This is a genomic window from Mycolicibacterium vaccae NBRC 14118 = CIP 105934 (assembly GCF_001552715.1).
GTDB lineage: Bacteria > Actinomycetota > Actinomycetes > Mycobacteriales > Mycobacteriaceae > Mycobacterium > Mycobacterium vaccae.
The window spans coordinates 21,941-30,014 of sequence record NZ_BCRS01000069.1; the positions used below are offsets into that span (position 1 = coordinate 21,941).

Annotated in this window: 6 protein-coding genes; 1 reads left to right on the forward strand and 5 read right to left on the reverse strand. The window is 67.0% G+C overall.

All coding sequences use genetic code 11. From position 1 onward, the window contains the following. Positions 1 to 2: 2 nt before the first annotated feature. The 5 genes from MVA01S_RS14905 to MVA01S_RS14925 all read right to left on the reverse strand — a co-directional run bounded on the left by MVA01S_RS14905 (position 3) and on the right by MVA01S_RS14925 (position 5,259). On the reverse strand, positions 3 to 1,286 hold the full coding sequence (locus MVA01S_RS14905) for an LLM class flavin-dependent oxidoreductase (RefSeq protein WP_051015363.1): 1,284 nt from the start codon (positions 1,284 to 1,286) through the stop codon (positions 3 to 5). A 40-nt stretch (positions 1,287 to 1,326) separates the two neighbouring features. Further along, the gene (locus MVA01S_RS14910; protein WP_003932926.1) at positions 1,327 to 2,649 is read right to left on the reverse strand and encodes an LLM class flavin-dependent oxidoreductase; all 1,323 of its coding nucleotides are present in this window, start codon (positions 2,647 to 2,649) and stop codon (positions 1,327 to 1,329) included. Next, a complete protein-coding gene (locus tag MVA01S_RS14915; RefSeq protein WP_003932925.1) occupies positions 2,646 to 2,975 on the reverse strand; it encodes a hypothetical protein in 330 nt (109 codons plus the stop codon). The genes MVA01S_RS14910 and MVA01S_RS14915 overlap by 4 nt, the downstream gene beginning before the upstream one ends. Continuing rightward, positions 2,972 to 4,504: a sodium:solute symporter family transporter gene (locus MVA01S_RS14920; RefSeq protein WP_003932924.1), complete on the reverse strand. Its 1,533-nt coding sequence runs from the start codon at positions 4,502 to 4,504 to the stop codon at positions 2,972 to 2,974. The genes MVA01S_RS14915 and MVA01S_RS14920 overlap by 4 nt, the downstream gene beginning before the upstream one ends. A 137-nt stretch (positions 4,505 to 4,641) precedes the next feature. Beyond that, complete coding sequence (locus MVA01S_RS14925; protein WP_003932923.1) at positions 4,642 to 5,259, reverse strand: CYTH domain-containing protein; 618 nt, start codon at positions 5,257 to 5,259, stop codon at positions 4,642 to 4,644. A gap of 179 nt (positions 5,260 to 5,438) precedes the next feature. Here MVA01S_RS14925 and clpB point away from each other — a divergent pair, with 179 nt between their 5' ends. After that, the gene (gene clpB / locus MVA01S_RS14930) at positions 5,439 to 7,985 is read left to right on the forward strand and encodes an ATP-dependent chaperone ClpB (protein WP_003932922.1); all 2,547 of its coding nucleotides are present in this window, start codon (positions 5,439 to 5,441) and stop codon (positions 7,983 to 7,985) included. The last annotated feature ends 89 nt before the right edge of the window (positions 7,986 to 8,074 follow it).

Here is an 8,074-nt window from a genome sequence, read left to right on the forward strand (position 1 = left end):
ACCTAGTCGCCGAGGATGTTCTCCCGCAGCGTCCGGCCCGGGTAGCCGGTGCGGTACCGTCCGCGGCGCTGCAGTTCGGGAATGACGAGATCGACGAATTCCTCGAAACACCCTGGGGTGTAGGTCGCCAGCAACATGAAGCCGTCCGCCCCGCCGTCGTCCATGAAGACCTCGAGCTGGTCGGCCACCGACTCCGGCGTGCCGATCACCTGCGGCATGGAGAACCGGAACGCGTAGATGTCGGCGGCCTCGGCGACCGTGACCTTCTCGCCCGCGCCGGTGGCGACCAGTGCATCCTTGACTCCCTGGATTCCGGGAACCGGGATGTCATCGAGCGGGGCCTCGGGGTCGAACTCGGAGAAGTCGACGCCGAGCTGGCCCGACAGCATCGCCAGCGACGCTTCCGGCCGCAGCAGTGACCGCAGATACTCGGCCTTCTCCCGGGCCTCGCTCTCGGAGGCGCCGACGATCACCTGAGCGCCGTAGTAGAGCTTCACCGACTCCGGGTCCCGTCCGGCGTCGGCCACGCGTGCGCGGATGTCGTCGGAGTACGCGCGCATCGACTCGACCGTGGGCTGGATCGCGAAGATCGCCTCCGCGGTCGAGGCCGCGAACCGCCGGCCCTGCTCGCTGGCGCCCGCCTGCCACAGCACCGGACGGCCCTGCGGCGAGGGAGCTACGAAATGCCTGGCCCGGCAACGGAAATGCTTGCCCTCGAAGACGACCTCGCGGATCTTCTCCGGATGCGCATAGATGCCGCTCTCCCGGTCGGCGACCACCGCGTCGGGCTGCCACGAGTCCCACAACTGGCAGCACAGGTCCACATACTCGGCGATCCGCTCGTAACGGACCGACCGGTCCGGCATCTCCTGCCCGTACGCGGCGAACTCCGACGGCGAGTACGACCCGACGATGTTCCACGCGATCCGCCCACCGGAGAGGTGGTCGAACGTCGACAGCCGGCGGGCCATCGAGTACGGGTGCTCGAACGCGGTCGACAGCGTGATGCCGACGCCGAGATGCGTTGTCGCGCCGGTGATGATTGGCGTCAACGCGGCCGGTTCATGCGTCGGCGCCTGTACTGCGTACCGCACGGTGGCGTCCGAGCTGTTCTCGAACGAGTTGTACGGGGCCAGCTCGTCGGCCAGGAACACCGCGTCGAACAGGCCGCGTTCCAGCGTGCGGGCCAGGTGCTCCCAGTACGGCGGGGACGCGTAGTCCCAGCCGACCTTGTCCAGCGGATGCCGCCACATGCCCACGGAGTGACTGCTCACCCCGTGCTGCATGAAAGCAAGAAAGTGGGCCTGGGTTTTTTGTGTCAAAAGCTCAGTACTCCTGGAGGCTTTCCCGCAGTGTGGTTCCGGGGTAGCGGGTGCGGAAGCGTCCGCGCCGCTGCAGTTCCGGGACCAGGAGTTCGGTCATGTCGTTGAAGCAGCCCGGGGTGTCGGTGGCCAGCATCATGAAGCCGTTGCAGCCGCCGTCGTCGAGGTACTGCTCCATCTGGTCGGCCACATCGGCGGGCGTGCCGACCGCCACGGGTGCGCCCATGGACACGCCGTAGATCTGGGCGGCCTCGCGCACGGTGACCGGCGCGCCGTCCTTGGCTTCCAGGATCGCGTCGAACAGGCCGCGGATTCCCTGGACGTCGGCGTCGACGACGTTGTCGTCCAGGCCGAGGGTGGAGAAGTCGAAACCGGTGTGGCCGGACAGGATTCCGAGTGCGCTCTCGATCTGGACGTTCTCGACGAACTCGGCGTAGCGGTCGTTGGCGCGGGACTTGTCCCGGTCGATGATGGTCTGCAGTCCGTAGATCAGTTTCACCGACTCCGGGTCGCGGCCGTGGTTGTCGGCGCGGGTCCGGATGTCATCGGCGTAGGCCCGCATGCTCTTGGGCGTCGGGAAGATGCCGAACACCGACTCGGCGTGCTTGGACGCGAATTCCCTCCCCTGGTCGGAGGATCCGGCCTGCCACAGCACCGGACGCTTCTGCGGCGACGGGGCGACGAAGTGGCGGCCCTTGGACTGGAAGAACTCGCCCTGGAAGTCGACCTCGCGGACCTTGGACGGGTCGGCGAAGATCCCGTTCTCGCGGTCGTAGACGATCGCGTCGTCGTCCCAGGAGTCCCACAGCTGGTACAGCAGCTGCATGTACTCCTCGACCACCTCGTAGCGCTTGTCGCGCGGGGTGAGGTTCTCCTTGCCCATCGCCTGGAACTCGCTCTTGGAGTACGAGGTGACGATGTTCCAGCCCACGCGGCCGCCGGTGAGGTGGTCCAGGGTGGAGAGCTGGCGGGCCATCATGTACGGCGGCACAAAGGAAGTCGACAACGTGATGCCGATGCCCAGGTTCTTGGTGAACGCGCCGACGATCGGCACCACGCTGGCCGGTTCGTGCACCGGGCACTGGCCTGCGAACTTGACCACCGGATCGGAGTTGCCCTTGTAGGTGGTGTAGGGCGCCAGCTCGTCGGCGATGAACATCGCGTCGAACAAGCCGCGTTCCATCGTGCGTCCCAGATCGCGCCAGTACTCCGGACGCGACCAGTGGTAGCCGACCTTGTCGCGCGGGTGCGCCCACATCGTCGAGGCGTGATTCATCACGCCGTGCTGGACGAACCCGAGTAGATGGGCCTTCTTCTTGACGCTCACGTGTTGCTCCTGCGGTCGATGACGAATGCGGCGCTGACCGCGACGGCAGTGCCGAGCGCGAGAATCGCTGGCAGATACCAGAACACGGGGCTGACGCCCATCAACACGATAACGGAGGTCGAAATGACGACCGCACCGAGCGCCTTCCACGTGAACGTGCTCGCCTCATTCTCGTCGAGGACATCGACTTCCAAATCGGCGGTCTCACCGGAGGCGGCGAGAGCAAGAACTTCCTTGCGCACCCGCAGGAACGACTGGACGGCCAGGGTGATGTACACCGCCGATACCGCGACGCCGACGACGACGGCGATCCAGAACGCGATCATCGGACCGGATCCGGGTCGACGACGTCAGCCTGAGCGGTGGCGTCTTCGTAGCCGGCGGCGCGCCGCTTGTCGTCAGACAGTGCTCCACCGCGCTTCCGCAGTGAGTCGAAGTCGAATGACTTGTTGGACAACAGGCTGATACCGACGGCAGCCACGAGTGAAATCGCCTCCAATGTGATGATGCCTTGCAGTTCGCCGACGAATTCGCGCACCGGGTAGCCGATCGCGATGGCCAGCACCAGGCTGCTGACGAACGCCGTAGACGTCATGCGCTTCCAGAAGATCGCCAGGCCGAGCGGAATGATCAGTGCGGCTTTGAGGAAGTAGACCGTGTTGACCAGGTCCACGTAGTCGATGCCGGAGCTGACGACGATGCCGCCGATCACGCCCGCGACGATGATGGACGCTTTCGTGTAGCGGAACAACGACTTCGGCGCGATGTCCGGCTTCGACTGCTTGAGGATGTCGACCGCCACGACCGAGGACAGCGCCGAGAATGCGCCGTCGATCGTCGAGTAGCACGCGTTGAGGATGATCAGCACGTAGAGCGCCACCAGGACGATCGGCAGACCGAGGTGGCTCACCACGTACGGGCCGACACCGCCGGGTCCGGCGTCACCGAGATCGCTGACATTGACCCCGAAGGCGAGTGCCACCAGGCCGAGGATGCCCATGGCGATCGGGATCGGGTAGAACCACAGGCCCGCCCAGACGAAGGTGCGGCCCATGGTCGCGGGCTTGAGCGCCCATGCTTTCTGCCAGAACGTCTGATCGGCCATCGTCGATGCGAGCAGCCCGAGCGCCAGCGAGATTCCGAAGCCCGCCGCCGCGGCACCGTCGAATGCGTTGAGTGTGTTGGGGCCGGCCTCGCCGACCTTCTGGAACACCAGGTCCGGGCCGCCCACCTTGGCCAGCACGTAGAGCACCACGATCGCGGCGGGGACGGTGATCAGCAGGGTGTTGAACGTGGCGGTGATCGCCGAGGTCCACAAGCCGCCGAAGTAGGAGTACACGGTGACGGTGGCCAGGGTGAGGATCAGCACGACGGTGGGGTTGATCCCGAAGACCACGCCCATCACCAGCACCACGCCGAAAAGGTTGATGAAGATCTCGGCGAGCAGCCCGAGAAGCATCACGACCAGCATCACCGTGGTCGCCGGCTTGTTCTGGAAGCGCTCGCGGATGAACTCGACGATCGTGTAGCCGGCGGGCATCCGGCGGCGCAGTTTCAGCGCGAACGGCACCATCGCCATGACGGCCAGACCGTTGGGGACGACGAACCACAGCAGGCCCGAGGTGCCCCAGGTGAACGACTGTGCCGAGGACATCATCACCGCCATCGACCACGTCCACACCGCGATGACCGAGCCGACGCCGAAGCCGAAGCCGATCCGGCGGTCGGCGATGACGAAGTCGTGGGTGTTCTTGATCATCGAGCGGACGGTGAAGGCGATGACGAACATCAAGGCGCCCAGGCCCAGCATCAGGGCGAACCCGAGGCTGGGCGACAGGTTGGACGGTTGGAACACGAAGCACTCCTCGGCGAGATGAGCTCACCCGGTCGGGTGGGTGAGCGGCTGCGCAATCCTCGTCGCAGTGCTTGCTTAGGGAAATAATTGGACTCAGCGTGAGCGGAATAGGCGCTGGAGTTGACAAGCGGTGGGCGTCAGGTGCCCTCGAACTCGTTCTGTCCCAGGCCGTCGAGGAACCGCGGCCCCAGCAGGCCGAGCTCGTCCAGGTAGGCGGCACCCCAGGTGCCGAACGGGTGGTGCGCCAGGTACTCGTTGCGGAACCGGTCGTCCTCGGACACCTCGGTGGTGCAGAACGACGGGATCACCAGGTCGACCACCGGACTGCCGCGTTCGACCTCCGAAAGCATCAGCGGCGCGTTGGCGCCCAGGAACCGGTCGATGACCCAGCCGTCCTCGCCCAGCCACACCGAGGACCTGATCTTGAGGACGACGTGCTCGGCCCGCGAGACGATCTGGCCGGCCACCAGCGGATCGAGCTCGCGCTCGGCCTCGTAGCGGGTGCCGCCGGCCGCAGGACCCTTGGCGGTCATGGTGCCGATCGCGTCGTCGCCCAGCGCCGCCACCAACTCGGCCGGGGAGGCGTCCAGATTCTCGGGTGCGGCGCCCTGAATCCGCACGCGCACCGCATAGCCGTCCGCGGCAAACAGGTAGGCCTGCGCGATCAGCGCCGGAGTCGGGTCGGACGCAGCGACGGCAGGCATCTGGCGGACGAAGAACTTCCGTTCGAACTCGAAGTCGCCGGATTCGGCCATAGCGCGAGGCTAACCCGGGCAGCCTCGACGAGGTGGGTAGGCCGCCCACGACTCGCGGTGCCGATCTGGCAAAATAGTCAGAGTTGAGCGGAACACACTCAACCTTGACTGCGTTGCTCTAGGGGACAAGCATTCAAGGGCCGGTTGTGCGGCCCTTCGGACATCGAAAGGGAGACGTCGTGGACTCCTTCAATCCGACCACCAAGACCCAGGCGGCCTTGACCTCGGCGCTGCAGGCGGCAACCACCGCTGGCAACCCGCAGATCACTCCGGCTCACCTGTTGATGGCGTTGCTGACGCAGAACGACGGTATCGCCGGGCCGCTGTTGGAGGCGGTCGGCGTCGACCCCGGGACCGTACGGACCGAGACCCAGCGGCTGCTCGACCGGCTGCCGACCGTGAGCGGTTCGAGCACCCAGCCCCAGCTGGCCCCGCAGGCGATCGCGGCCATCACCGCGGCCACTCACCTGGCCACCGAGATGGCCGACGAATACGTCTCCACCGAGCATCTGCTCGTGGGCCTGGCCACCGGCGACGCCGACACCGCGAAACTGCTGACCGGCCACGGTGCTTCCCCGCAGGCGCTGCGCGAGGCGTTCGTCAAGGTCCGCGGCAGCGCGCGGGTCACCAGCCCCGACCCCGAGGGCACCTATCAGGCGCTGGAGAAGTACTCCACCGACCTGACCGCCCGGGCCCGGGAAGGCAAGCTCGACCCGGTCATCGGGCGGGACACCGAGATCCGGCGCGTGGTGCAGGTGCTGAGCCGCCGCACCAAGAACAACCCGGTGCTCATCGGTGAGCCCGGCGTCGGCAAGACCGCGATCGTGGAGGGCCTGGCCCAACGCATCGTCGCCGGCGACGTACCCGAGAGCCTGCGCGACAAGACCGTCGTATCCCTGGACCTCGGCTCGATGGTGGCCGGTGCCAAGTACCGCGGTGAATTCGAGGAGCGGCTCAAGGCCGTCCTCGACGACATCAAGAACTCGGCCGGCCAGATCATCACGTTCATCGACGAGCTGCACACCATCGTCGGCGCCGGTGCCACCGGCGAATCGGCGATGGACGCGGGCAACATGATCAAGCCGATGCTGGCCCGCGGCGAGCTGCGCCTCGTCGGCGCGACCACGCTCGACGAGTACCGCAAGTACATCGAGAAGGACGCCGCTCTGGAGCGCCGGTTCCAGCAGGTGCTGGTCGGCGAACCGTCGGTCGAGGACACCGTCGGCATCCTGCGTGGCCTCAAGGAGCGCTACGAGGTGCACCACGGTGTCCGCATCACCGACTCGGCGCTGGTCTCGGCGGCCACGCTGAGCGACCGCTACATCACCGCGCGCTTCCTGCCGGACAAGGCCATCGACCTGGTCGACGAGGCCGCGTCCCGGCTGCGCATGGAGATCGACTCCCGGCCCGTCGAGATCGACGAGGTCGAGCGGTTGGTCCGTCGCCTCGAGATCGAGGAGATGGCGCTGGAGAAGGAAGAGGACGCCGCCTCCAAGGAGCGGCTGGAGAAGCTGCGCTCCGAGCTGGCCGACCAGAAGGAAAAGCTCTCCGAGCTGACCACCCGGTGGCAGAACGAGAAGAACGCCATCGACATCGTCCGCGAGCTGAAGGGACAGCTGGAGGACCTGCGCGGGGCGGCCGACCGGGCCGAACGCGACGGCGATCTGGCCAAGGCCGCCGAGCTGCGCTACGGGCGGATCCCCGAGGTCGAGAAGAAGCTCGACGCGGCCATCCCGACCGCGCAGGCGCAGGAAGACGTGATGCTCAAGGAGGAGGTCGGACCCGACGACATCGCCGACGTGGTGTCGGCCTGGACCGGCATCCCGGCCGGCCGGATGCTCGAAGGCGAGACCGCCAAGCTGCTGCGCATGGAGGACGAGCTGGGCAAGCGCGTCGTCGGGCAGCGGAAAGCGGTGCAGGCCGTCTCCGATGCGGTGCGCCGGGCGCGCGCCGGTGTCGCCGACCCCAACCGCCCGACGGGTTCGTTCATGTTCCTGGGCCCGACCGGTGTCGGTAAGACCGAGCTGGCCAAGGCGCTGGCGGAGTTCCTGTTCGACGACGAACGGGCGATGGTCCGCATCGACATGAGCGAGTACGGCGAGAAGCACTCGGTGGCCAGGCTGGTCGGTGCGCCTCCCGGCTACATCGGCTACGACCAGGGTGGTCAGCTGACCGAGGCGGTGCGCCGGCGTCCGTACACGGTGATCCTGTTCGACGAGATCGAGAAGGCCCACCCGGACGTGTTCGACGTGCTGCTGCAGGTGCTCGACGAGGGCCGGCTGACCGACGGTCAGGGCCGCACGGTCGACTTCCGCAACACCATCCTGATCCTGACGTCCAACCTGGGCGCCGGCGGCTCCGAGGAGCAGGTGATGGCGGCGGTGCGCTCGGCGTTCAAGCCGGAGTTCATCAACCGCCTCGACGACGTGATCATCTTCGACGGCCTCAACCCCGAGGAACTGGTCTCGATCGTCGACATCCAGCTGCAGCAGCTGCAGAAGCGGCTGGCCCAGCGCAGGCTGCACCTGGAGGTCTCGCAGCCCGCGAAGAAGTGGCTGGCCGAGCGTGGTTTCGACCCGCTCTACGGCGCCCGCCCGCTGCGCCGGTTGGTGCAGCAGGCGATCGGCGACCAGCTGGCCAGGCTGCTGCTGGCCGGCGACGTGCACGACGGCGACGTGGTGCCGGTGAACGTGAGCCCGGACGGCGACAAGCTGGTGCTGGGATGAGCGCTTGCGCGAAGACCCACAGGTTGGGATGAGCGCTTGCTGATGTGACCGCGGCGACCCCGCCACACCCTCGGGTGTGGCGGGGGTTT